This is a genomic window from Ensifer sp. Root278, assembly GCF_001429285.1.
GTDB lineage: Bacteria > Pseudomonadota > Alphaproteobacteria > Rhizobiales > Rhizobiaceae > Ensifer.
The window spans coordinates 277,923-301,957 of the sequence record NZ_LMJJ01000034.1; the positions used below are offsets into that span (position 1 = coordinate 277,923).

Sequence of the window (24,035 nt, forward strand, 5' to 3'; positions counted from 1 at the left end):
ACATGCGCGAACCAACCGGCGGACCACTCGCCCTGACCATGGGCGACCCGGCCGGTATCGGGCCGGACATCAGCCTTTCGGCCTGGCTTGGCCGCCGCGAACACGCGACGGCACCCTTCCTGTTCATCGGGGATCCTTCGGTGCTTGCCGCGCGTGCGGCGACGCTTGGCTATTTGGTTCCCCTTCGGGAGACGGATTGTGCCGGCGCCATGTCCGCGTTCGATGCGGCGCTGCCGGTGCTGCCGCTTGCCTGCCCTCACCCGGTCACTGCAGGCGATCCCGACACTGCCAATGCCAGCGCCGTCATCGGCGCGATCGACACGGCAGTACGGCTCGTGACCGCCGGCGAAGCCTCCGCGGTCGTGACCAACCCGATCGCCAAGGCAGTCCTTTACGATGCCGGCTTCCGCTTTCCGGGCCATACCGAGTACCTGGCGGATCTCGCCGAGAAAGCAACGGGGCAACCTGTTCTGCCTGTCATGATGCTTGCCGGGCCGAAGCTGCGCGCCGTCCCCGTCACGATCCACATCCCGCTGAAGGATGTGCCGCACCAGCTGACGCCGGATCTCATCTATCGCACCTGCGTGATAACGGCGGCGGATCTGCGCAACCGCTTCGGGCTTGAGCGCCCGCGCCTCGCGATCGCCGGACTGAATCCACACGCCGGCGAAAACGGCGCGCTCGGCCTTGAGGATGACGCGATCATCCGCCCCGTCATCGACCGGCTGCGCGCTGAAGGCATCGATGCCGTGGGGCCGCTGCCCGCGGATACCATGTTCCACGATCGGGCGCGCGCGACCTACGACGTTGCGATCTGCATGTACCACGATCAGGCGCTGATCCCGGCAAAGGCGCTCGGCTTCGACGACAGCGTCAACGTCACGCTCGGCCTTCCCTTCATCCGCACATCGCCCGACCACGGTACTGCCTTCAGTCTGGCCGGCAAGGGCGTTGCCCGCGACGACAGCTTGAGAGCTGCGCTCGACCTTGCCGCAACGCTCGCGGCCAATATGCCAGGAGATACCCGCTGATGGCCGCGCTCGACGGTCTCCCCCCCTTGCGCGACGTGATCCAGCGCCACGGCCTCGACGCCAAGAAGGCGCTCGGCCAGAATTTCCTGCTCGACCTCAACCTGACACAGAAGATCGCGCGGACTGCCGGTTCGCTCGAAGGCGTGACGGTCATCGAGGTCGGCCCTGGTCCCGGTGGCCTGACGCGCGCCATCCTGGCTCTCGGCGCCAAGAAGGTCATCGCGATCGAACGCGACTCCCGCTGCCTGCCGGCGCTTGCCGAAATCGGCGCGCATTATCCCGGCCGGTTGCAGGTGATCGAAGGCGACGCCCTGAAGACGCGGTTCGAGACGCTTGCCGACGGCGGGCCGGTCAAGATCATCGCCAACCTGCCTTACAATGTCGGCACGCAATTGCTGGTCAACTGGCTGCTGCCCGAACGCTGGCCGCCTTTCTGGCAATCGCTGACGCTGATGTTCCAGCGTGAAGTGGGCCTCAGGATCGTCGCCGAGGCGGATGACGATCACTACGGGCGCCTCGGTGTGCTCTGCGGCTGGCGTACAGAGGCACGGATGGCCTTCGACGTGCCGCCGCAAGCTTTCACGCCGCCACCCAAGGTGACGTCATCGGTGGTCCATCTGGAGCCCGTGGAAAATCCGATCCCCTGCTCCGTTTCATCTCTGGAGAAGGTAACGCACGCTGCCTTCGGCCAACGCCGCAAAATGTTGCGGCAAAGCCTGAAGCCGCTTGGCGGCGAGGCCCTGTTGGCAAAGGTCGATATCGACCCGCAGCGACGGGCCGAGACGCTTTCGGTGGAAGAGTTCTGCCGGTTGGCAAACTGCCTCTAAGCGAGAGACCAATCGCGACCGGTCAGCCGCCAGTCGGGCGAGATATGGCGCGATTCGAAAATGGCTCCCGAAGGAGCCATTCTTTTGCAGTTGTCAGAACGGGTTCTCCGTCAGGAGCCCGTTGACGAAGTCAAACAGACCCGGGCGCCGGTCGCGGCGCAGACGCTCCGCCTCGACAATCGCCCGCACCGCAGAAAACGCGCGGTCGAGGTCGTCGTTGAGGACGATGTAGTCGTATTCCCGCCAGTGCTCGATCTCGGCGCGCGAATTGGCAAGCCGCGTGGCAATCACCTCTTCGCTGTCCTCCGCCCGGCGATGCAGGCGTGACTGCAGCTCGGCCATCGACGGCGGCAGAATGAAGATCGACACGACGTCGCCGGCCATCTTTTCCTGAAGCTGCTGAGCGCCCTGCCAATCGATGTCGAAGAGCATGTCGCGGCCGGCGGCCATCGCCGCTTCGACGGCGTCGCGCGGCGTTCCGTAGAAGTTGCCGTGCACCTCGGCCCATTCGAGCAGCGAGTCGGTTGCCCTGAGCGCCTCGAATTCACGGATCGTCTTGAAATGATAATGCCGTCCGTCGATTTCGCTCGGGCGGCGCTGGCGCGTCGTCACGCTGACGGAAATGCTCATCTCCGGATCAGCTTCCAGGAGGTTGCGCGCGATCGTCGATTTTCCAGCACCGGACGGCGAGGAAATGACGAGCATCAGCCCACGACGGGCAATCTTGATGGGCGAAGGGGTCGCCGGGGTCATGCTTTACTCCAGATTCTGGACCTGTTCGCGGAACTGGTCGATGACGACCTTGAGTTCGATGCCGGCGGCCGATACGGCGGCCGCATTCGACTTGGAACAGATCGTATTCGATTCTCGGTTAAATTCCTGTGCCAGGAAGTCGAGCTTGCGGCCAACCGGGCCGCCCTTCGACAGCAGATCGCGCGCCGCAACGATGTGCGAGCCGAGCCGGTCGATTTCTTCCCGAAGATCCGCCTTGGTGGCAAGCAGCGCCACTTCGGCGTAGAGGCGTTCCCGGTCGAGCGAGGAGCCATTGTCCATGACCAGGGCCACCTGCTGCGCGAGCCGATCGGCGATCGCCGCGGCGCTGCGCGATGGATCCGCCTCTACCGTCGCCGTGAGTGTCTCGATGCCTTCAACCTGCGCCAGCAGGATCTGACAGAGCGTGGCCCCCTCGTCTTCGCGCATGACGCGGAGATCGGAAAGCGCCAGCCTCAGTCCTTCGAGGATGTCCGTATCAAGCGCAGCGCGTTCCTCTTCACTTTCTTCCGGTTCGCGAAAATCGACAATGCCGCGGATGGAAAGCAACGTGTCGAACTTCAGCGGCGCCGGGTCGACGAGATCGCCGAGCTGTTCGCGCAAGTTCAAGACCGCCGTCAGCGCACCCTGATTGACCACCGCCTCGACGGTCGCTTCCGCGCCGCTGACGGAAAGTCCGATCTGGAGATTGCCGCGCGAAAAATAATCGGCCGCGAGCCTGCGCACTTCGGGCTCGAAGCGCTCGAGCCCCTGCGGCAGGCGTAACCTGAGATCAAGACCCTTGCCGTTGACGGAGCGCAGTTCCCAGGCCCAACGGCGGCGGCCACTGCTGCCTTCCCTCCGGGCAAAGCCGGTCATCGATTGGAGCGGCATCGTCACCTCCGTTGTGTTTCAGCAGAAGCAATAAGTCGACGGCGCGGCATCCCGCAAGGGATATCCGCGCCGTGATCTATCCGTCCACAATGCAGGCGTTTATTGCGGCTGCGCTGCTGTCGCTGCCGGTTCGGCCGTTCCAGCGTCGGCGGCCGCCTTTGCGGCTTCCGCAGCCTTCTCGGCTTCCACCTTGCGCCAACGCCTTACATTCGCGTTGTGTTCGTCCAGGGTCTCGGCAAAGACATGGCCGCCCGTACCGTCGGCCACGAAGTAGAGCTCCGGCGTGCGCGAAGGATTGGCGACCGCCTCCAGCGCCGCACGGCCCGGATTGGCGATCGGCGTCGGCGGCAGCCCCTTGATGATATAGGTGTTGTAGGGCGTCTGCTTGTCGATGTCGGACTTCAGGATCGGCCGGTCCGCCGGCTTTCCGTCACCGCCGAAAATGCCATAGATGATCGTCGGGTCGGACTGCAGCCGCATGCCCTTGTCGAGCCGGTTGATGAAGACGGAGGCGACCCGTGGCCGTTCGTCGGCGCGGCCGGTTTCCTTCTCCACGATCGAAGCCAACGTCACCAGCTCCTCGACCGTCGAGACCGGCAGGTTCGGATCACGCTTCTCCCAGATCTGATCGACCAGAACCTTATGGGCGGCAACCATCTGCTGAACGATCTCGCCGCGCTTGGTACCGCGTGTGAACTTGTAGGTGTCGGGCATCAGCGAACCTTCCGGCGGAAGCTCGGTCGGCAGATTGCCAACCAGGACCGGATCGTCGGAAAGCTTGTGGAACATTTGCTTGACGGTCAGGCCTTCGGGCAGAGAAACCGAATAGAGGATCGACTTGCCCGACTTCAGAAGCTGCATCACGTCCTGCATCGACGAGCCGGCCTTGATCTCGTATTCGCCGGCCTTCAGCGTCTCGTTGTCGAGATAGGCCTCCGAGACGAAACGGAAGACGCGCGCATCGGTGATGATGTTGCTGCGCTCGAGACCGCTGGCGATCTCGCTCATGCCGGCGCCGCCCCTGACGATGAAGTTCTGGTTTGCCTGCAGCGGACCCGGCTTCTCGTACTGATGCATGGCATAGTAGACCGTGCCGGCCGCAGCGAGTGCCGCAAAGACGATGATGGTCATCACGAAATTCAGGAAAATCACCACCTGGCTGCGCGCCTTGCGCGACCGCTTCGGGGGCTGTGGCACTTTTTCCGGGCGCAGTGCCTCGTTTGCCGATTTCGGAATGATCGGCCCGTTGCTCGCGTTTTCATTGCGGCCGAATTGCGCCGCGCCGTTATCGTTTGAGTCGCTCACGATTATCCCGAACCCGAAATTCGCAGCCTCATTCTCTATCCTGCCCCGGTGCGAATTTCGGACTGGACCATGGCAGGCTTAAGTCAATTTCATAAACGGCGCCGACCTGGCGGGCGGCATTCCGCAGTCTTCAACACAATAGACCTGCGGCGCGGTGCATTGGCACCCAAGAACCACAGAAATGTGTCGGTTCACCGTCCATTCAAGAGAACGCGACGGGGACCTGACACTTTACAGAACCGCACGTCTTATAGGACGCGTTAAGGTCGCTGTAACACTCTAAATGGCTGCCTGCTTCATCCTTAAACCGGACAGGAGACATGCAGTCGTTCGGAACGCGCCGCCTTCGGTTATCCCTGGGGCGAACGACATGTTCCCGGCAATAGCTAAATGGCAAACTGACAGATATGCCTTGCGCGAACATAGCGGTCGGCAACGCCGCCGCGATGGCGGCGCATCCTCCCAAAACATGCTTGTAGCGAGCAATGCGGCAAAAGCAGGATCATCGGACCGACTTGTTGGATCGATCCGATGATTGCCAGGGCCCCGATCAGGCGCCCGTGTAACGGCGCAGGACCAGAGAGGCGTTCGTGCCGCCGAAGCCGAAGGAGTTCGACAGCGCCACGTTGATCTCGCGCTTGCGCGCGACGTGCGGCACGAGGTCGATCTTGGTTTCCACAGACGGATTGTCGAGGTTGAGCGTCGGCGGCGCAATATTGTCGCGAATCGCGAGCACCGAAAAGATCGCTTCGACAGCACCGGCAGCGCCAAGCAGGTGACCGATCGCCGACTTGGTCGAGGACATGGAGATCTTCGACGCATGCTCGCCGACAAGGCGCTCGACGGCGCCAAGCTCGATCGTGTCCGCCATGGTGGAAGTGCCGTGGGCGTTGATGTAGTCGATGTCGGCCGCCGTCAGTCCGGCGCGCTTCAGCGCCATCTGCATGCAGCGATAGGCGCCGTCACCATCTTCCGACGGGGCGGTGATGTGGAAGGCATCGCCGGAAAGGCCGTAACCGACCACTTCCGCATAGATCTTGGCGCCACGCGCCTTGGCGTGCTCGAGCTCTTCGAGGATGACGACGCCGGCGCCCTCGCCCATGACGAAGCCGTCACGGTCGATATCGTAGGGGCGCGATGCCTTTTGCGGGTCGTCATTGTGCTGCGTCGACAACGCCTTGCAGGCTGCAAAGCCCGCGAGCGAAATGCGGCAGATCGGCGATTCCGCGCCGCCGGCGACCATGACGTCGGCATCGCCGAGCGCAATCAGCCGGCTGGCGTCGCCGATGGCATGCGCGCCGGTCGAACAAGCGGTGACAACCGAATGGTTCGGGCCACGCAGCTTGTGGCGGATCGACACCTGGCCGGAGGCAAGGTTGATGAGGCGGCCGGGAATGAAGAATGGCGAAATGCGGCGGGGGCCCTTGTCGCGCAGCGTATAGCCACCTTCGACGATGCCTTCGAGACCGCCGATACCCGAACCGATCAGCACGCCGGTCGCGATCTGGTCTTCGTCGGTCTCCGGCTTCCAGCCGGCGTCGGCAAGCGCCATGTCGGCGGCCGCCATCGCGTAGACGATGAACGGATCGACCTTGCGCTGCTCCTTCGGCTCCATCCAGTCGTCGGCGTTGAATGTTGCGTCGGTGCCGTCACCGAAGGGAATGCGGCAGGCGATCTTGGCAGGAAGGTCCTCGACCTCGAATTCGGTTACCTTGCGTGCAGCATTCTGCCCGGCAAGAAGGCGCGCCCACGTCGCCTCAGTTCCGCAACCCAAGGGAGATACCATGCCGGTACCGGTGATAACGACACGTCTCATAGTCCGCGACCCACCCTGACTTTTCAATTTCAGAGCCGGATCGGACCACGTGTAACGAACCCGATCCGGGCATCCATTTTAAGGTTCTCATTCACGATCAGAGGGAAAAGCGGAGAACGCTTGCTGATCGGCACCCGCGCTTGCGGGACAGCCCACTTCCCTGGGCTGAAACGGGCCGCTTTCGGCGGCCCGTCTGCGGCCGTAGCCGCTCAGATATTAGGCCTGAGCCTTTTCGATGAACTTGACGGCGTCGCCGACAGTCAGGATCGAGTCAGCAGCGTCGTCCGGGATTTCAACGCCGAATTCTTCTTCGAAAGCCATGACCAGTTCGACGGTGTCGAGCGAGTCCGCGCCGAGGTCATCGATGAAGCTTGCGCCTTCGCTGACCTTTTCGGCGTCGACGCCAAGATGATCAATAACAATTTTCTTTACGCGTTCTGCGATATCGCTCATGTCGGAGTTCCTCGACCTTCGTTTCTGTAGGCGCCTATTCCGGCACCGGTACTCTTATGTAAGCCTGATAGACCAAGACGGCCTACCCGGCAATCCATCCAACCGGAACTGCGGCAAACCCAGGGCAGCCAAGGCTGCCGGACACCTGGCGGGACCGGTCGACTGCTAACAGTCATGGCCCGATTAACACGGTTTAAGTCTGCCGCAAAGTCCGAAAATGCCTGACATTCGCTTGCTCAACATTGAATTTCAGGCATTTGGCAGGCGGTGTCCCGAGACGTTGAATATCACCCGTCGCACAATCTCGGCGGGCGGCACATCCCGGAAACCGGATCAGATCATGGCCATGCCGCCATTGACGTGAATCGTCTGGCCGGTGACGTAGCCAGCCTCGTTCGACGCGAGATAGACGACGGCCGACGCAATCTCCGCGCCGGTGCCCATGCGCTTCATCGGGATCGCGCCCATGATCGCGTCCTTCTGCTTGTCGTTGAGCTTGCCGGTCATCGCACTTTCGATGAAGCCCGGAGCAACGCAATTGACGGTGACGTTGCGCGTCGCGATCTCCTGAGCCAGCGACTTGGAGAAGCCAATCATGCCGGCCTTGGAGGCACAGTAGTTGGCCTGACCGGGATTGCCGGTGACACCGACGATCGAGGTGATGTTGACGATGCGGCCGAAACGGCGGCGCATCATCGGGTGGGTCAGCTCGCGCGTCAGGCGGAAGACGGCGGTCAGGTTCACCTCGAGAACGGCATCCCAGTCCTCGTCGCTCATGCGCACGAAGAGGCCATCCTTGGTGATGCCGGCGTTGTTGACGAGAATATCGACGCCGCCAAGCTCGGCCTCAGCCTTTTCGCCGAGCGCCTTGACTTCGGCGCGGTCGGAAAGGTTCGCCGGGAAGAGCTGCACGCGATCACCGAGTTCATTGGCGAGCGCTTCCAGCTTTTCGACGCGCGTGCCGTGCAGGCCGACGATCGCGCCCTGCGCGTGCAGCATGCGGGCGATTTCTTCGCCGATACCACCGGATGCACCGGTGACGAGAGCCTTGCGGCCGGAAAGATCGAACATCTGATTGATTCCTTGTAACTGGTGCGCTTGTTCGACGGCTTACGCGAGCAGTGCTGCAAGAGCCGTGTCGATATCGGCAGGCGTATTGACGGCGATACCGTTGACAGTCTTGTCGATCCGGCGGGCAAGCCCGGTCAGGACCTTGCCGGAACCGAGTTCATAAAGCGTCGTGACATTGTTGGCGGCAAACCATTCGACCGTCTCGCGCCAGCGGACCTGGCCGGTGACCTGCTCGACGAGCAATCGGGCGATTTCGTCGGCATCGCTGACCGGTGCGGCGAGCACGTTGGCGACCACGGGTACGACGGGATTGTGCTTCTCGACCTTGGCGAGAGCCTCGCGCATGGCGTCGGCGGCCGGCGCCATCAGGCTCGAATGGAAGGGTGCGGAGACCGGCAGCATCAATGCGCGCTTCGCTCCCTTTTCGGATGCCAATGCGGCAGCCTTCTCGACGGCAGACTTCTCTCCGGAAATGACCAGCTGGCCGCCGCCATTGTCGTTGGCGATCTGGCAGGAGCCGAGTGCCGAAGCCTCGCGGCAGACGGCTTCGACATCGGCATGCTCCAACCCGATGATCGCGGCCATCGCACCCTTGCCGACCGGTACGGCCGCCTGCATCGCGTTGCCGCGAATGCGCAAGAGACGCGCCGTGTCGGCGATCGAGAAGGTGCCGGCAGCACAGAGCGCCGAATATTCGCCCAGCGAATGGCCGGCGACAAAGGAGACCTTCGACTTGATGTCGAGTCCCCTGGCTTCGAGCACCCGGATGACGGCCATCGATACGGCCATCAGCGCCGGCTGCGCGTTCGCGGTCAGCGTCAGCGTTTCCTCGGGGCCGTTCCACATGATCTCGGACAGCTTCTCTCCGAGCGCCTCGTCAACCTCGACGAAGACGGCAGCGGCTTCCGGAAAAGCGTCCGCCAGATCCTTGCCCATGCCGACAGCCTGGCTGCCCTGGCCTGGAAACGTGAATGCAATGCTCATGGGATAGTCCCTTCCCTAGATCACTATGATTTTGGGTCGAATCGACACAAAATCATAGTGATCGGTTCTTATGAGTTAGAGCGGGACGCGGGCGGATAACCGCACACGCTTTTTCTTGCCCCGCTCTGGTTTCCTCTCCATTCACATTCCTGAACGGCGAGTCAAGCGCGCAAGGCCCGCCGAACCGAGCCGCAGCCGCCTTTTGCCCTTGATCTTCACCAATCAAGGCGTAAGTTTGCCGCCCGAAGTCGACCTGCCTTCAACACTCCCAAGGGCGAAGGCTATCACTCCATTTCCGGCGCGCGCACCCCTTGTCCCACGGGGCCGATGCACGTCTTTCACAAGGATCTCCATTCAATGCGTTACAACACGCTTGGCCGCACCGACATCAAGGTTTCGGAAATCTGCCTGGGCACCATGACATGGGGCTCGCAGAATTCCGTCGCCGAAGCGCATGAACAACTGGACCACGCCTTCGACAAGGGCGTGAATTTCATCGATACGGCAGAACTCTACCCGACGACGCCGCTCTCGTCCGAGACCTACGGCGATACCGAGCGCTTCATCGGCGAGTGGCTGGCAAAGCGCGGCCGCCGCGACGACGTCGTGCTCGCGACCAAGGTCGCCGGCCCCGGCCGGCCCTATATTCGCAATGGCGGTCCTACCACGCCGGAAGGCATCGAACAGGCAATCGACGCCAGCCTTCGACGTTTGAAGACCGACTACGTCGATCTCTACCAGATCCATTGGCCGAACCGCGGTCACTACCATTTCCGCAATGCCTGGTCCTACGACCCGGCCAAGCAGGACAAGGCGCATGTCGCCGGCGATCTCAGGGCGATCCTCGACAAGCTCGGCGATCTCGTGAAGGCCGGCAAGGTCCGCGCCATCGGTCTCTCCAACGAAACGGCCTGGGGAACGATGAAGTTCATCGACATGGCCGAACGTCACGGCCTGCCGCGGGTCGCCTCGGTCCAGAACGAATACAATCTGCTTTACCGCGCCTATGATCTCGACCTCTCCGAGCTATCGCATCACGAGGACGTGGGGCTGCTTGCCTATTCGCCGCTCGCAGCCGGGCTGCTCAGCGGTAAGTATTTGGACGGCGCCAAGCCGACGGGCTCCCGCCTCTCGATCAACGGCGACCTCGGCGGCCGCTTCACCCCGCACCAGGAGCCGGCGGTTGCCGGTTATGTGCAGCTTGCACGCGAGCACGGCCTCGATCCCGCTCAGATGGCAATCGCCGTCTGCCTGACGCGGCCGTTCATGGCGTCCGTCATCATCGGCGCGACATCGATGGAACAGCTGAAGACCAATCTTGGCGCCGTCGACCTCACCCTGTCGCAGGACGTCGTGAATGGCATTCGGCGGCTGCACCGTCTCTACCCCATGCCGATCTAAAGGCGAGAATCGATCGCCGATGGCCGTGCCTCAGACAAAAGCGGAGTTGCTCAAGGCGATCGACGTCCAGTTCGCCAAGCTGATGCGCGAACTGGAACAGGTCTCCGACGACCAATTTCGCGAGCCTTCGCTCGAAGGGCACGCCAAGGGCACCACGATGAGCGTCGGCGATCTCGTCGCCTACCTCATCGGCTGGGGCGAACTCGTCACCAAGTGGATCGACCGCGATCAGCGCGGCGAACCGGTCGACTTCCCCGAGACCGGATATAAATGGAACGAGCTCGGCAGGCTCGCACAGAAGTTCTATGCCGATTTCCGGGCTCTTTCGCCGACGGAGCTCATCGCCCGCCTGAGACGCAGCAAGGAAACGCTGGAAGCGCTGATCAAGGCGCGGGACGACCAGGCGCTCTACGGGAAACCGTGGTACGGCAAATGGACGCTTGGTCGCATGATTCAGTTCAACACATCCTCTCCCTACGCCAATGCCTCAGGGCGTTTGCGCAAGTGGAAGAAGGTCAAAGCGCTGGCCTAGATATCTAAAAGATGCGCCAAGCCTTGCCTTCCGTGGAAAAATGCGTATAAGCGCGCTGTTCGAAATGCCCGGTCTTCTGGCTGGTGGCTGAACGGAGGGCCGGCTTCCTCGAGGGGAGCCGTTAGGATTGCAAGTCTTTCCGGCCTCCCGTGTCTCCGCTCTCGACCGTCTCGATACAACACTTTCTTGCCGGCTGCCTGTCAGCCACTAAGAACAGTCGTTGAGGCTTAGCCGCCGAGGTCCGGGCTGATTAACGCAAGAAAGGCAAGCCACAATGGCTCTTTATGAACACGTATTCCTGGCCCGCCAGGACATCACGCCGCAGCAGGTCGACGGTCTCGTCGAGCAGTACAAGGGCGTGCTCGAAGCAAACGGCGGCAAGGTCGGTCGCGTCGAGAACTGGGGCCTGAAGTCCCTCACCTACCGCATCAAGAAGAACCGCAAGGCTCACTACGTTCTCATGGACATCGACGCTCCGGCAGCGGCTGTTCACGAAATCGAGCGTCAGATGCGCATCAACGAAGACGTTCTGCGCTACATGACGATCGCCGTTGAGAAGCACGAAGAAGGCCCGTCTGCCATGATGCAGAAGCGCGACCGCGACGATCGTCCGCGCCGCGATGGCGACCGTCCGGAGCGCAGCTTCGGCGACCGTGGTCCGCGTCCGGACCGTGGCGACCGCGAAGACCGCCCGCGTCGTCCGCGCGAAGACCGCGCGTAATCAAGAAGCTTTAGGAGATAAAGACAATGGCTGAAGTTTCTTCCGCTCCGGTTCGTCGCCCGTTCCACCGTCGCCGCAAGACCTGCCCCTTCTCGGGCGCAAACGCTCCGCGGATCGACTACAAGGACATCCGTCTGCTGCAGCGCTACATTTCCGAGCGCGGCAAGATCGTTCCTTCCCGCATCACGGCCGTTTCCCAGAAGAAGCAGCGCGAGCTCGCCCAGGCGATCAAGCGTGCACGCTTCCTCGGCCTGCTGCCCTACGTCGTTTCCTAAGAGCGGCTGACTCTCCGTTGGTCATCTGACTCGACGGAAATTGACTCCAGGGAGAGGCGCTCCCCTTAGGTGAGCGCCTCTTTCTCTCCCTTCCGCGGTGGGCGCGGATCGGAACAGGTGCGACAGCACCAAAATCCCATGCTGGGGCCGGGCTCTGCCATCCCCTAACTGCACGAAGCAGGACAGCGAACGTGACGAACGTGAACAGGACATCGCTGCTGACCGGCGTTCTCGCCGGCTTTACCGCCGCCCTCTTGTCGATGGGCGCGAACACGCAGTCGTCTCTTGCGATCGTCCTCTATGCCGCCTCCGCACTCCCGATCCTGATTGCCGGCCTTGGCTGGGGCAATGCAGCGGCGATCACCGCGATCGTCAGCGCAGGTGCCACCGCTGCCGCGCTCATCTCGCCCTATTTCGCGCTGCTGATCCTCGTCGTCACGCTGATCCCAGCCGGTTGGCTCAGCCACCTCGCCAATCTTGCCCGTCCGGCCTCCGAACTCGGTGGCCCCGACGAAGCGCTCGCCTGGTATCCGCTCTCCGATATTCTCAGCCACCTCGCGGGTCTCGTGACGGTCGGCATGATCATCGTCGGCTTCATCGTCGGCTATGGCGCCGACATCTCCGACCGCATGGTCGATATCGTCATCCAGGCGGTGAAGGCGCAGGACCCGGGCTACAATCCGGACGTCACTGCCGTTGCCCAGATCAAGTCGCTCTTCACACTCGCTTTGCCGCTCGTCCAGGGTGCGATCTGGGTGCTGATGCTCTTTACCGCCTATTATGTCGCGACCCGCATCGTGCAGATGTCGGGCCGGTCGCTGCGCCCGCGCGAGGATATCCCCTCGACGCTGCGCATGCACCGCAACGCGATCTTCATCTTCCTCGGCGGCCTGGTCCTCACCTTCCTCGGCGGCGCGCCGGCAACGATCGGCGCGCTGATCTGCGGAACCTTCGGCGCAGGCTTTCTGCTCGCCGGCTTCGCCTCCTTCCATTTCCGCACGCGTGGCAAGTCCTGGCGGCTTCCCGTGCTGTGGATCGCATACCTGTCGGTGCTCGTGTTCACGATCCCGGCATTCTTCTTCCTCCTGTCCGGCCTGATCGATACGCGACGCACCATCGCGGTCACGCCGGTTGGAAAAAACTGACCAACGAATTGGAACACTGAAAGGAAAACCAACATGCAAGTCATTCTTCTCGAACGTATCGCCAAGCTCGGCCAGATGGGCGAAACCGTAAAGGTCCGCGACGGCTTTGCTCGCAACTACCTGCTGCCGCTCGGCAAGGCGCTGCGCGCCAACGCCGCCAACAAGGCCCGTTTCGAAGCTGAGCGTTCGACGCTCGAAGCCCGCAACCTCGAGCGCAAGTCGGAAGCCCAGTCGGTTGCCGAAAAGCTCGACGGCAAGACCTTCGTCATCGTCCGCTCCGCTGGCGAAACCGGCCAGCTCTACGGTTCGGTTGCTGCTCGCGACATCATCGAAGTGCTCGCTGCCGAAGGCTTCAACGTCGGCCGCAACCAGGTCGACCTCAACCACCCGATCAAGTCGATCGGCCTGCACAAGGTCACGCTGCACCTGCACTCGGAAGTCGAGATCTCGGTTGAAGTCAACGTTGCCCGTTCGGCTGAAGAAGCCGAGCGCCAGTCCAAGGGCGAAAGCCTGACCTCGGCCGACGCCATCTACGGCGTTGACGAAGACGCTCTGAAGCCGGAAGACTTCTTCAACCCGGAAGCCGAATTCGAAGGCGAAGAAGAATAAGCCTTAGCGGCCATCCCATATACGAAAGCCCGGATCATCGATCCGGGCTTTTTTATTGGCCCCAGGGGGTAGAACTAAAATCGCAAGACGCAAGGCGGCAGATTACCCATGCGCAGCGACGGGCACGGCGTCGCTGGTCACCTGATCCGCCGCAGTCCGCGCCGGCGCGTCCTTGTCGACGCGCACGACGACCGAGAGACCGGGCGAGAGCATCTCAGCCAGCGGCTGACCGGGATCGACCACGATCCGCACGCCGACGCGCTGAGCCACCTTGGTGAAGTTGCCTGTGGCGTTGTCCGCGCGGATCACGCTGAATTCCGAACCGGCTGCCGGCGAGAAGCGCTCGATGTGTCCCGTAAGTTCGCTCTTCTGCAGGGCGTCGACCGCAATGGCGACGGGCTGGCCAGCCTTCATGCCGTCGAGTTGCGTCTCCTTGAAATTGGCGACGACCCACACTTCGTTCGGCACCAGCGCGAGCAGTTGTGATCCCGCCGTCACATATTGACCGATCCGAGCGCCGATCTCGCCCAGCCTGCCGTCACGCGGCGCAACGATGCGGGTATTTTCGAGATCGATACGCGCCAGTTCGACGGCCGCCTCGGCACCGGTCACGGCAGCTTCCAATCCGGCGCGCGCGCCAAGCGTGGTCGCCAATGCCTGCTTCGACACTTCCAGCCCGGCCTCAGCCTGGCTCACAGCCGCGTCCGCCTGTTCGAAGCCGGCACGCGCCTGATCGGCATCGCTGCGCGTCGACACGCCCTTTTCGGCAAGCGGGCGAATGCGATCCCAGGTGGCGCGCGCCCGATTGAAGGCCGCCTTGGCGCTATCGAGCTGCGCTTCGCTGGCGGCGATACCGGCCTTGGCCGACAGTTCCTGCTGATGGGAGTTGGCGAGCGCCGCCTTCTGCCCGGCAAGCGTCGCTTCGGCCTGCGCCAGCTTCTGGGCGTAGATGCGATCGTCGATCTTCACCAGCAACTGCCCGGCCTTGACCGCCTCGTAGTCGTGCACGGGAACATCGGCGACATAGCCCGAAAGCTGCGGGCTCATGATTGTCACGTAGCCGCGCACATAGGCATTCTCCGTCATCTCCACGGAGCTGTGGAACGGTGGCAGCCGCCAGGCATAGAGCACGAGGGTCACGCCGGCGATGCCGGCGAGAAGCACAATGATGGTGGTCGGGGAACGTAGGAACTTCAGCATGGTCTTCAACTCGATTAATCAGGCGGCCGGCGCCGGCGCGGGGCCGGTCAGCCGCTGCGTGAGCCAATTGTAGGACATGTGCAGGAGCAGGCCGGCGAGCGCGACAAGCGAGATCACGGCGGCAAGCAGGAATGCGTCGTTGTAGGCAAGGATGTAGGCTTCGCGGGTGACCTGCTGCGACAGGAGCACGGTGCCCTCGCCACCCAGCAAGGTCTTGTCGCCCATCACTTTGCTATAGGCGGCGGAGAGCTGGTTGACGCGCTGGGCAACCAACGGGTTCGACAAGACGATCTGTTCGGAGAGAATGTTGGAGTGGAATTTTTCACGGATCGTTACGAAGGTGCCGAAGGCTGCGGAGCCGATCAGGCTGCCGATGCTCTGGGTGAAGAGGAAGATCACGATGAAGCTCAGGATATAGCTCGGCCCCTTCGCAAGCGCCGCCTTGAAGCCGCGCGCCATGGCCGGCGGCAGGAAGAGCGCAGTGCCCGAGGCAATCATCGCCTGGCTCAGATACATCTGCTCGGGCCGTGTCAGGCTCGTCGCCTGGCTGTCCATGTAGGCGCCGGTCGCCATCAGGCCGAGCGCCAGGACGTGCACACTCTCTGCATGCTGCGGGTTCATCAGCACGGCACAGAGCAGGCCGCCGGCTATCGCCGCGGCAAGGATGATCCAATACAGCGTCGCGACCTGTTCGAATTGGAGGCCGAGCTGTTGATAGAAATTCGTCGCGATCGTGGACTGCTCGGAGGCAACCAGGCGGAAGACGAGCAGAACGGCAGCAAGGTGCACGATCTCCTTCGAGGCGATCCAGCGTATGTCGATCAACGGCACCTTGCGATGGAGTTCAATCAGCACCACGGTCGTCAGTGTTGCGATTGAAACGACCAGAAGGACGCCGAGCCAGGGTGCCTCGAACCACCAGTAGAGACGCCCCATGGTCAACACGATGGCCAGGCAGCCGAAGGCAACGGCAACGAGCAGATAGCTCAGGATATCCATGCGCTGGATGACCTTGGCATGCGGCACCGGCGTCAGAGGCAGCAGATAGATGATCGGCAGCGCGATCAGTGCCAACGCCATTTCGAGCGTGTAGAGCGCATGCCACTGGCCGTATTCGATCAGGGTCGGCGAGATGAGACGGGTAATCGGCGCGGAGATCGTCGTGCAGGTGAGCGCCAGTGCCAGACCGACCGTCAGCTTGCGCGCCGGCGGAAAGGCTTCGAGCATGTAGAGAAAGCCGAGCGTCGACATCGGCGCAGCAGCAATGCCGCTGATGAAGCGGACGACGATGGCCGAATGCAGGTCGGAAACGAAGACGTTCATCAGCGATACGATGACGAAGCCGACGATGCTGATTTCGGCAAAGCGGCGCAGCCCGTATTGAGCGCGAATCTTCACCAGCGCGATCGACAGGCTGACATTGGGCGCCATGTAGGCCGCCGACAGCCAGCCGGCCTCGACCGAGGTCGCCGAGAGCGAACCCTGGATCTGCGTCAGATTGGCAAGCGCCAGGTTCATGCCCAGGCCCTGCGTCAGGAACAGGAGAACCGAACCGACGACATAGACCGCCGATAGTGCCAGGCTTTTGTCGACCGGCATTGGGGCGGGCGCCGGGACCGGCGCAGCAGGCGAAATTTCCTCCTGGTCGTCGCCGGCCGCGCCCGTCTCCAGCGGAGCGGCGTTGCGATTGTCGTTTGCAGCAGCAGTGGCGACTGCGCTCATCGCCGTCACTCCCGCGCCAGCGACTGGACGTTATCGGCGATCGCCCGCACCACCCGCTGCGTCACGGCAAGTTCGGCGGCATCGATACCTTGCAGCACTTCCGCCCGGATCTCGTCGGCAAGCCGCAGGATTTCGTCAGCGACCGAGCGACCGAACTCAGTCATATGGATCTGCTTGGCGCGCCGGTCGGAGGCCTCGACCCGCCGTTCGATGAAACCTTGCTTCTCCATGCCATCGAGCAGACGCACCAGTGTCGGCGTTTCAATATCGAGCTCATCGGCCAGCTCGCGCTGGTTCAAACCATCCTTCCGGGTCAAGGCGAAGAGCGCTCGGGCCCGCGACAGCGTGAGACCCCTCTCCTTCACTCGAGCATCGAACACGGCCCGCAGCTTGCGATTGACCAGCGACAGGGCATCGAACAATTCGCGGTTCACGGTGGGCTGATACATTGGTATCTTTTCCATATTACTAGCATGCTAATTATTTTGACTCTATCTAATCCAAATGCGGGGGATTTTCAAGATCAGGATTTTGAGGTGGGGGAGGACGGCGCTAGACTCCCCCATGCCCGGAAGGCTCGGGTGATTCGTCGCGTCAACGGCCAATTTTGTGGCAAGGCGAGATTCTACGCTTTTGTGAACCTGACCTGTGGATCAGTCGAACAACGGGAAAAGCGCGAGGCTGCGATGAGACGCTTTGCGAGTGTGTCCCCCCTGCACTTGACCCGGCTCGCGGTAGATCGCAAACCGGTGCCACACCAGACAAAGGCAGAGATAAAACGACATGAATGACGCGGCGCGAAAGCTATCCCCTATCGGCAAGGATCAGGCGGACCAGCACTATCGCGAGGCGCCGAACAACCTTGAAGCCGAACAGGCTTTGCTCGGCGCGATCCTCGTCAACAACGACGCCTTCTATCGTGTCTCGGACTTCCTGAAGCCCGTGCATCTGCACGAGCCGCTGCACCGCAAGATCTTCGAGGTTGCCGGTGATATCATCCGCATGGGCAAGACCGCGAACCCCGTCACCATCAAGACCTTCCTCAAGGCCGACGAGAAGGTCGGTGACCTGACCGTCGCGCAGTACCTTGCGCGTCTCGCTGCCGAAGCCGTGTCGATCATCAACGCGGAAGACTACGGCCGCGCGATCTACGACCTCGCTCTTCGCCGTTCGCTGATCACGATCGGCGAGGACATGGTCAATATCGCCTATGACGCGCCACTCGACATGCCGCCGCAGGGCCAGATCGAAGATGCCGAGCGTCGCCTGTTCGAACTCGCCGAGACCGGCCGCTACGACGGCGGCTTCCAGTCGTTCAACGATGCCGTGGCGCTTGCGATCGACATGGCGGGTGCGGCCTTCGAGCGCGACGGCAGCCTCTCGGGCATTTCGACCGGCATCCATTCGCTGGATGGCCGCATGGGCGGCCTGCAGCGCTCGGACTTGATCGTGCTTGCCGGACGTCCGGGCATGGGCAAGACCTCGCTTGCCACCAACATCGCCTACAACATCGCTGCCGCCTACGAGCCGGAAGTCCAGGCGGACGGTTCGTTCAAGGCCAGGAACGGCGGCGTCGTCGGCTTCTACTCGCTCGAAATGTCGTCCGAACAGCTCGCCACCCGTATCATCTCCGAACAGACCGAGGTCTCCTCGTCGAAGATCCGCCGCGGTGACATTTCCGAGGCCGACTTCGAGAAGCTCGTCGCCTGCTCGCAGATGATGCAGAAGGTGCCGCTCTATATCGACCAGACCGGTGGTATCTCGATCGCCCAGCTTTCCGCACGCGCCCGGCGCCTGAAGCGCCAGCGCGGCCTCGACTGCCTGGTGGTGGACTATATCCAGCTCATGACCGGCTCGGGCAAGTCGAGCGACAACCGCGTGCAGGAAATCACCCAGATCACCACCGGCCTCAAGGCGCTCGGCAAGGAACTGAACGTTCCGATCATCGCATTGTCGCAGCTCTCCCGTCAGGTGGAGAGCCGCGAAGACAAGCGCCCGCAGCTCTCCGACCTTCGTGAATCGGGCTCGATCGAGCAGGACGCCGACGTCGTGCTCTTCGTGTTCCGCGAGGAATACTACGTGAAGAACCTGGAGCCGCGCGACGAGTTCGATCCGAAGTACGAAGAGTGGAAGATGAAGATGGAGCAGGTGAAGGGCACGGCGGACGTGATTATCGCCAAGCAGCGTCACGGACCGACCGGCACCGTGAAGCTCGCCTTCCAGTCGGAATTCACGCGCTTCACCGATCTCGCCGATCCCTCCTTCACCCAGTACGAAGAACACTAGAGTTCCGTGGGGGCGGCCGGAGCGGGCTGGGAAAAATGTTTGCGGTTTCCCAGCCCGCTCTACTTCACAACGAGCCGCCCAAGCGTGATGGGCTCAACCGGCACCGCCTTTTACCAGGCACCGCCTAGAACCTGACGCAACAACGCCACCGAAACCACGCCGACGGCAACGGATGCCAAGAGCGGCAGCCTGGTTGCAGCAACGGCCGTCGCCGCAGCGGCAATCGTTTCGGCCGGGCCGGTGACCAGTGCCGTCGGAGCGATGACCGCCATCAGAACCGCTGGCGGAATGGCCTCGAGGGCGCGCTTCTGGTTTTCTCCGATCGTCACATAGCGGATCAGCACGAGACCGCCGATGCGGGTCGCGACCGTCGCGACTGCCATGGCCAGGATCGCAAGCAAAGTGTTGAGATCGACGCTCATGCGTGGGCCTCCTTGTGTCCGCCTGAAAGCATAGCCACGACGACGCCGGCTGCAGCACCCGCCGCAATGTACCAGACGCCCGGCAGCAATTGATGCGTGACCACCGCCGCACAAGCGCTCGCGGCCAGAACGGCACCCGTTTCGCGCCCCTTCCAGAAACCCATGACCAGGATGATGAAAACGGCAGGGAATGCGAAGTCGAGGCCGATGACCTTGGGATCGCCCAGCAGGGCGCCAACCATCGCGCCCGTCAGGCTCGTCAGGACCCAGGCGCAGTAGAAGGGCACGGCAAGGCCGGCATACCAGGCGGGCGTGAGTTTGCCATTGCTCGCGCGCATCTCGGCCATGGCCCAGATTTCATCGGCGAGAAGCAGCATCGAGGCATAGCGCGCCGGCCCGGAGAAACCGTCAAGCTTGCTGCCGATCGAAGCGCTCATCAGCACATGGCGGATGTTGACGAGCAGTGCCGAGAAGCCGAGTGCGGCCCAGGACGCCGGATGTGTCCAGATATCCATGGCGACGAATTGCGATCCACCGGCAAAGACCAGTGCGCTCATCAGCGTCACCTCCGCCGGCGTCAGCCCCTTGGCCGCCGCCACGGCACCGAACACCAGGCCGATCGGCATGACGGCGACGATCAGCGGCGTCATCGCGATCGCCGCGGCCCGAAATTCCTGCAACGCATTTCTTACCTGCAACGTCCCTGTCTCCATTCACACGAAACGGAGAACGTCTATAGGCGGAAGCGGGTCCCGTATTGAACGAAAGTGATCAGCCGGCGCGGAAGGCGCCGGGTGTTACGCCGGTGCGCGCCTTGAAGTGGCGGCTGAAATGCGCCTGATCGGCGAAGCCACACTGATAGGCCGCATCCACCGCCGACCAGCCATGCCTGAGCAAGGTCTTGGCGGTGCGCACGCGCTTGTCGGTCAGAAAGGCATGTGGAGTGATATGGAATTCCTTGCGGAAGGCGCGGATCAGGTGCGCGCGGCTGAGCCCTGCGACCTTGGCGAGTTCCTCGAGCCCGACGTCTTCAGCATAATTCTCGATCAGATAGTCCCGCGCCCGATGCACGGGGGACTGCTCGCGCGTCTCGATCGGGGTGATGATCGTACTGCCGTCCTCTCGAACATCGCCGCAAGCACGCCGAACATTCTTTCTTCGGCCTCGAGCGTGCCGCCTGCCACCTCAAGCGTTCGGTGCGCTTGATGAAAGGACAAGGCGAGGTCCGGATCCTGCAGCACCCGCCTCGAGAAGGACGGCGTTCCCTTGAAAGCGCGACCCGTTACGTCCTCGATGATGTTCACCAGCAGATCGGCGCTCGGATAGACCATGCGATAACGATAGCCGCTGCCGCCGGGGTGGCCGTCGTGGATTTCGTCGGGGTTGATCAGGTAGAAGAACCCAGGGCCCGCCTCCGAACGTTCGCCCTTGATCTTGCTGATCTGCGAGCCGGCCTCGATCGCGCCGATGCTGAACGTCTCATGTGCATGCGGCGCGAATTCATGGGTAATGAAGGTCGCCGTCAGACATTCCATGCCCATAAAGCGAGGATCGCGCCAGAAGCGCGTGCGCTCACCGCCTTCAATCGGCATGACCTCTATGGCTTCTTCCTGCGAAATCGTCTGCATTGGGCAACCATAGTGACCCGAGGCGATCCCGTCTTGCACAAAAGTGCTCATCCTTCCTTCAGGGCCCGCGTGACGGCGATGCGACAGGCGAGCATTTGCGACCATGGGCCGTTGGCTGTATTGCTCTTCGTATCGTCCACGAAGAGTGTCCGGCATGCTCCCCCCAGAATTTCTTTCCGCCTCCAACCGCCTCACGATCGATCTCGGTGCGCTTGCCGACAATTGGCGGACGATGAATGCCCGCTCCGGCAAGGCGCGGGCGGCAGCGGTCCTGAAAGCGGACGCCTATGGCCTCGGCATCGATGACGCAGCCCCTGCCCTCTATGCCGCCGGTGCGCGCGACTTCTTCGTCGCCAATGCCGAGGAAGGTGCGGAACTGCGCCCCCTCGTTCCGGAGGGCCGCATCTACATTCTCGCGGGCATGTGGCCGGGCAACGAAGAGCTCTTCTTCGACAATGACCTGGTGCCGATCATCAATTCCGACGAGCAGCTTGCGGTGTTCATGGCGGCTCTTTCCGAGCGCGGCGACCACCCCTGCGTGCTGCATATCGATACCGGCATGAACCGGTTGGGTCTCTCGGTCGAGGCCGCCGTGGCGCTTGCCAATGACCCGGCGCGACCCGCAAGCTTCTCGCCAGTCCTGATCATGAGCCACCTCGCCTGTGCCGACGAACCGCAGCACCCGTTGAACGCCTACCAGCTCGGGCGCTTCCGCGAAGCGACAGCTGCCTATGAGGGTGTCGATGCAAGCCTTGCCAATTCCGGCGGTGTCTTCCTGGGCGCCGACTATCATTTCGAGCTCACCCGGCCGGGCATCGCCGTCTATGGCGGCGAGGCGGTCAACGATGCCATCAACCTGATGACCCCAGTGGTAACCGCCGAAGCCAGGATCATCCAGATCCGCGAGGTCGCGGCCGGAGGCACGGCGAGCTACGGCGCCTCCGCCCGCTTCGACAGAGACAGCCGCATCGCCACCGTCGCGGTCGGCTACGCCGACGGCTACCATCGTTCGGTCTCCGGCGGCGGCGTGACTCTACGGCAGGCAGCCCCGTCAGGGGCATTCGGCTTCCTGCACGGCAAGCGCGTGCCGCATGTGGGGCGCGTCACCATGGACCTCAGCCTGTTCGACGTCACCGACCTGCCGGCCGGTGCAGCGCGGCCGGGCGATTACATCGAGCTTTTCGGCCGAAACATCGCCATTGACGACGTGGCGCGCGCCGGCGGAACCATCGGCTATGAGCTGCTGACCAGCCTCGGGCATCGTTACATCAGGAACTATGTCGGCGCCGTCTGACGTGGCTTTCCTGCATTTTCCTTGCGGCCTTCGCTAAAATTCACCTTTTGTTCCGCGTTCCGCGGCATTATGTGACGACGAAGGTGATTCTTCGGTCGTCGGCGGCATCGCCTCGCATGTGTGCCGGCGGCTCCCAGATTTCGAAAGTCCGATCCTGATGGCGAAAGCCCGTACCCAATTCATCTGCCAGAACTGCGGCACCGTCCACACCCGCTGGGCGGGCAAATGCGAAGGCTGCGGCGAATGGAACACGATCATCGAAGACGATCCGACAGCGGGCATCGGCGGCGGTCCGACGCGCGCTCCGAAGAAGGGCCGCCCGGTGGCGCTCACCACGCTTTCCGGCGAGATCGAGGACGCGCCGCGTATCCAGACCGGCATTTCGGAATTGGATCGGGTGACTGGCGGCGGCTTCGTGCGCGGCTCCGCGCTGCTCGTCGGCGGCGATCCCGGCATCGGCAAATCGACGGTGCTGATGCAGGCGGCCGCCGCACTTTCGCGCCGCAAGCACCGCGTCATCTATGTCTCCGGTGAAGAGGCCGTGGCGCAGGTGCGTCTGCGTGCGCAGCGCCTGGGTGCTGCCGATAGCGACGTGCTGCTGGCCGCAGAGACCAATGTCGAGGACATCCTGGCAACGCTTTCGGAAGGCAAGCGCCCCGATCTGGTGATCATCGATTCGATCCAGACACTCTGGAGCGACATCGTCGATTCGGCGCCCGGCACCGTCACCCAGGTGCGCACCGGGGTGCAGGCGATGATCCGCTTCGCCAAACAGACAGGCACCGCCGTCGTGCTCGTCGGCCACGTCACCAAGGAGGGCCAGATCGCCGGCCCTCGCGTTGTCGAACACATGGTCGATGCGGTGCTTTACTTCGAAGGCGACCGCGGCCACCACTACCGCATCCTGCGCACCGTCAAGAACCGCTTCGGCCCGACCGACGAGATCGGCGTTTTCGAAATGTCGGACAAGGGTCTGCGCGAAGTCGCCAACCCGTCGGAACTGTTCCTCGGAGAACGCAACGAAAAATCGCCGGGCGCCGCCGTCTTTGCCGGCATGGAAGGCACCCGCCCCATTCTTGTCGAAGTGCAGGCGCTCGTCGCGCCGACCTCACTCGGTACGCCGCGGCGCGCTATCGTCGGCTGGGACTCGGCCCGCCTATCGATGATCCTCGCTGTGCTCGAAGCCCATTGCGGCGTACGCCTCGGCCAGCACGACGTTTATCTCAATATCGCCGGCGGTTACCGCATTTCCGAGCCGGCCGCCGATCTAGCTGTGGCTTCCGCACTGGTTTCATCGCTTGCCGGGCTTGCCCTTCCGGCGGATTGCGTCTATTTCGGCGAAGTCAGCTTGTCGGGCGCCATCCGGCCGGTTGCGCATACCGCACAACGCCTTAAGGAAGCCGAGAAACTCGGGTTCTCGCAGGCGGTCCTGCCGTCCGCGTCCACCGAATTGCCGAAAAACGGCAATGGCCGATGGAGCGAAATGGAAAGCCTGCCGGATCTGGTGGCGCGCATCGCGGGATCGCGAAACGCGCTGAGACCGGTGGAGGACGAAGATTGAAGATGCGGGTGTCGCAGACCGTCCACTACTGCATAGTTCCTTAGATCGGGATCGATTTAAGGACAAAATTATGCAGCAGGTCTGAGCGCTACAGCGACCTTTGCGCGC

23 protein-coding genes and 1 pseudogene are annotated in these 24,035 nt (G+C 62.7%); 11 read left to right on the forward strand and 13 right to left on the reverse strand.

Annotated elements, in window-relative coordinates; translation table 11 throughout:
* Positions 1-2 precede the first annotated feature (2 nt).
* Positions 3-1,031, forward strand: a complete 1,029-nt coding sequence (gene pdxA / locus ASE60_RS21205) for a 4-hydroxythreonine-4-phosphate dehydrogenase PdxA (RefSeq protein ID WP_057252698.1) — start codon at positions 3-5, stop codon at positions 1,029-1,031.
* Complete coding sequence (rsmA, locus tag ASE60_RS21210; RefSeq protein WP_057252700.1) at positions 1,031-1,858, forward strand: 16S rRNA (adenine(1518)-N(6)/adenine(1519)-N(6))-dimethyltransferase RsmA; 828 nt, start codon at positions 1,031-1,033, stop codon at positions 1,856-1,858. The genes pdxA and rsmA overlap by 1 nt, the downstream gene beginning before the upstream one ends.
* Before the next feature lie 93 nt (positions 1,859-1,951).
* Here the strand turns inward: rsmA and gmk are convergent, their stop codons facing one another.
* The 7 genes from gmk to fabD all read right to left on the reverse strand — a co-directional run bounded on the left by gmk (position 1,952) and on the right by fabD (position 9,131).
* Positions 1,952-2,611 (reverse strand): guanylate kinase, encoded by a 660-nt coding sequence (gene gmk / locus ASE60_RS21215; RefSeq protein ID WP_057252701.1) that lies wholly within the window; start codon positions 2,609-2,611, stop codon positions 1,952-1,954.
* A gap of 3 nt (positions 2,612-2,614) precedes the next feature.
* Positions 2,615-3,502: a YicC/YloC family endoribonuclease gene (locus ASE60_RS21220; RefSeq protein ID WP_057252703.1), complete on the reverse strand. Its 888-nt coding sequence runs from the start codon at positions 3,500-3,502 to the stop codon at positions 2,615-2,617.
* Positions 3,503-3,601: 99 nt separating this feature from the next.
* Positions 3,602-4,807, reverse strand: a complete 1,206-nt coding sequence (mltG, locus tag ASE60_RS21225) for an endolytic transglycosylase MltG (RefSeq protein ID WP_057252704.1) — start codon at positions 4,805-4,807, stop codon at positions 3,602-3,604.
* Positions 4,808-5,357: 550 nt separating this feature from the next.
* Complete coding sequence (fabF, locus tag ASE60_RS21230) at positions 5,358-6,623, reverse strand: beta-ketoacyl-ACP synthase II (protein WP_057252706.1); 1,266 nt, start codon at positions 6,621-6,623, stop codon at positions 5,358-5,360.
* A gap of 216 nt (positions 6,624-6,839) precedes the next feature.
* Entirely contained in the window at positions 6,840-7,076 is a 237-nt protein-coding gene (locus ASE60_RS21235; protein ID WP_003531676.1) for an acyl carrier protein, read from the reverse strand.
* A gap of 333 nt (positions 7,077-7,409) precedes the next feature.
* On the reverse strand, positions 7,410-8,147 hold the full coding sequence (fabG, locus tag ASE60_RS21240; RefSeq protein WP_057252708.1) for a 3-oxoacyl-[acyl-carrier-protein] reductase: 738 nt from the start codon (positions 8,145-8,147) through the stop codon (positions 7,410-7,412).
* Between the two features lie 39 nt (positions 8,148-8,186).
* Entirely contained in the window at positions 8,187-9,131 is a 945-nt protein-coding gene (gene fabD / locus ASE60_RS21245) for an ACP S-malonyltransferase (protein WP_057252709.1), read from the reverse strand.
* Positions 9,132-9,488: 357 nt separating this feature from the next.
* On the opposite strand from fabD, the gene ASE60_RS21250 reads away from it, so the two are divergent.
* The 6 genes from ASE60_RS21250 to rplI all read left to right on the forward strand — a co-directional run bounded on the left by ASE60_RS21250 (position 9,489) and on the right by rplI (position 13,814).
* Positions 9,489-10,532: an aldo/keto reductase gene (locus ASE60_RS21250; protein WP_057252902.1), complete on the forward strand. Its 1,044-nt coding sequence runs from the start codon at positions 9,489-9,491 to the stop codon at positions 10,530-10,532.
* 19 nt (positions 10,533-10,551) lie between these two features.
* A complete protein-coding gene (locus tag ASE60_RS21255; RefSeq protein WP_057252711.1) occupies positions 10,552-11,064 on the forward strand; it encodes a ClbS/DfsB family four-helix bundle protein in 513 nt (170 codons plus the stop codon).
* A gap of 274 nt (positions 11,065-11,338) precedes the next feature.
* Complete coding sequence (gene rpsF, locus ASE60_RS21260) at positions 11,339-11,785, forward strand: 30S ribosomal protein S6 (RefSeq protein ID WP_057252714.1); 447 nt, start codon at positions 11,339-11,341, stop codon at positions 11,783-11,785.
* 26 nt (positions 11,786-11,811) lie between these two features.
* Positions 11,812-12,060 carry a 30S ribosomal protein S18 gene (gene rpsR / locus ASE60_RS21265; protein ID WP_025426448.1) on the forward strand — a complete coding sequence of 83 codons (249 nt, stop codon included), beginning with the start codon at positions 11,812-11,814 and terminating at the stop codon, positions 12,058-12,060.
* A 191-nt stretch (positions 12,061-12,251) separates the two neighbouring features.
* On the forward strand, positions 12,252-13,205 hold the full coding sequence (locus ASE60_RS21270) for a hypothetical protein (protein ID WP_057252716.1): 954 nt from the start codon (positions 12,252-12,254) through the stop codon (positions 13,203-13,205).
* 33 nt (positions 13,206-13,238) lie between these two features.
* On the forward strand, positions 13,239-13,814 hold the full coding sequence (rplI, locus tag ASE60_RS21275; protein ID WP_057252717.1) for a 50S ribosomal protein L9: 576 nt from the start codon (positions 13,239-13,241) through the stop codon (positions 13,812-13,814).
* A 102-nt stretch (positions 13,815-13,916) separates the two neighbouring features.
* Here rplI and ASE60_RS21280 read toward each other — a convergent pair whose 3' ends face one another.
* The 3 genes from ASE60_RS21280 to ASE60_RS21290 all read right to left on the reverse strand — a co-directional run bounded on the left by ASE60_RS21280 (position 13,917) and on the right by ASE60_RS21290 (position 17,185).
* On the reverse strand, positions 13,917-15,014 hold the full coding sequence (locus tag ASE60_RS21280) for an HlyD family secretion protein (protein WP_057252719.1): 1,098 nt from the start codon (positions 15,012-15,014) through the stop codon (positions 13,917-13,919).
* 18 nt (positions 15,015-15,032) lie between these two features.
* Positions 15,033-16,613 (reverse strand): MFS transporter, encoded by a 1,581-nt coding sequence (locus ASE60_RS21285; RefSeq protein ID WP_156414703.1) that lies wholly within the window; start codon positions 16,611-16,613, stop codon positions 15,033-15,035.
* A gap of 128 nt (positions 16,614-16,741) precedes the next feature.
* Positions 16,742-17,185: a MarR family transcriptional regulator gene (locus tag ASE60_RS21290; RefSeq protein ID WP_057252722.1), complete on the reverse strand. Its 444-nt coding sequence runs from the start codon at positions 17,183-17,185 to the stop codon at positions 16,742-16,744.
* A 334-nt stretch (positions 17,186-17,519) separates the two neighbouring features.
* On the opposite strand from ASE60_RS21290, the gene ASE60_RS21295 reads away from it, so the two are divergent.
* On the forward strand, positions 17,520-19,022 hold the full coding sequence (locus tag ASE60_RS21295; protein ID WP_057252724.1) for a replicative DNA helicase: 1,503 nt from the start codon (positions 17,520-17,522) through the stop codon (positions 19,020-19,022).
* A 110-nt stretch (positions 19,023-19,132) separates the two neighbouring features.
* Here the strand turns inward: ASE60_RS21295 and ASE60_RS21300 are convergent, their stop codons facing one another.
* The 3 genes and pseudogenes from ASE60_RS21300 to ASE60_RS21310 form a co-directional block, all read right to left on the reverse strand.
* A complete protein-coding gene (locus tag ASE60_RS21300; RefSeq protein WP_057252725.1) occupies positions 19,133-19,444 on the reverse strand; it encodes an AzlD domain-containing protein in 312 nt (103 codons plus the stop codon).
* Positions 19,441-20,094: an AzlC family ABC transporter permease gene (locus ASE60_RS21305; protein WP_057252904.1), complete on the reverse strand. Its 654-nt coding sequence runs from the start codon at positions 20,092-20,094 to the stop codon at positions 19,441-19,443. Before ASE60_RS21305 ends, ASE60_RS21300 begins: the two co-directional genes overlap by 4 nt.
* A gap of 121 nt (positions 20,095-20,215) precedes the next feature.
* Positions 20,216-21,072: pseudogene (locus ASE60_RS21310) on the reverse strand (AraC family transcriptional regulator).
* 154 nt (positions 21,073-21,226) lie between these two features.
* Here ASE60_RS21310 and alr point away from each other — a divergent pair.
* Together alr and radA are read left to right on the forward strand one after the other, a co-directional pair.
* Entirely contained in the window at positions 21,227-22,366 is a 1,140-nt protein-coding gene (gene alr, locus ASE60_RS21315) for an alanine racemase (protein WP_057252726.1), read from the forward strand.
* 157 nt (positions 22,367-22,523) lie between these two features.
* Positions 22,524-23,927, forward strand: coding sequence for a DNA repair protein RadA (gene radA, locus ASE60_RS21320; protein ID WP_057252727.1), 1,404 nt, complete (start codon positions 22,524-22,526; stop codon positions 23,925-23,927).
* Positions 23,928-24,035: the final 108 nt, after the last annotated feature.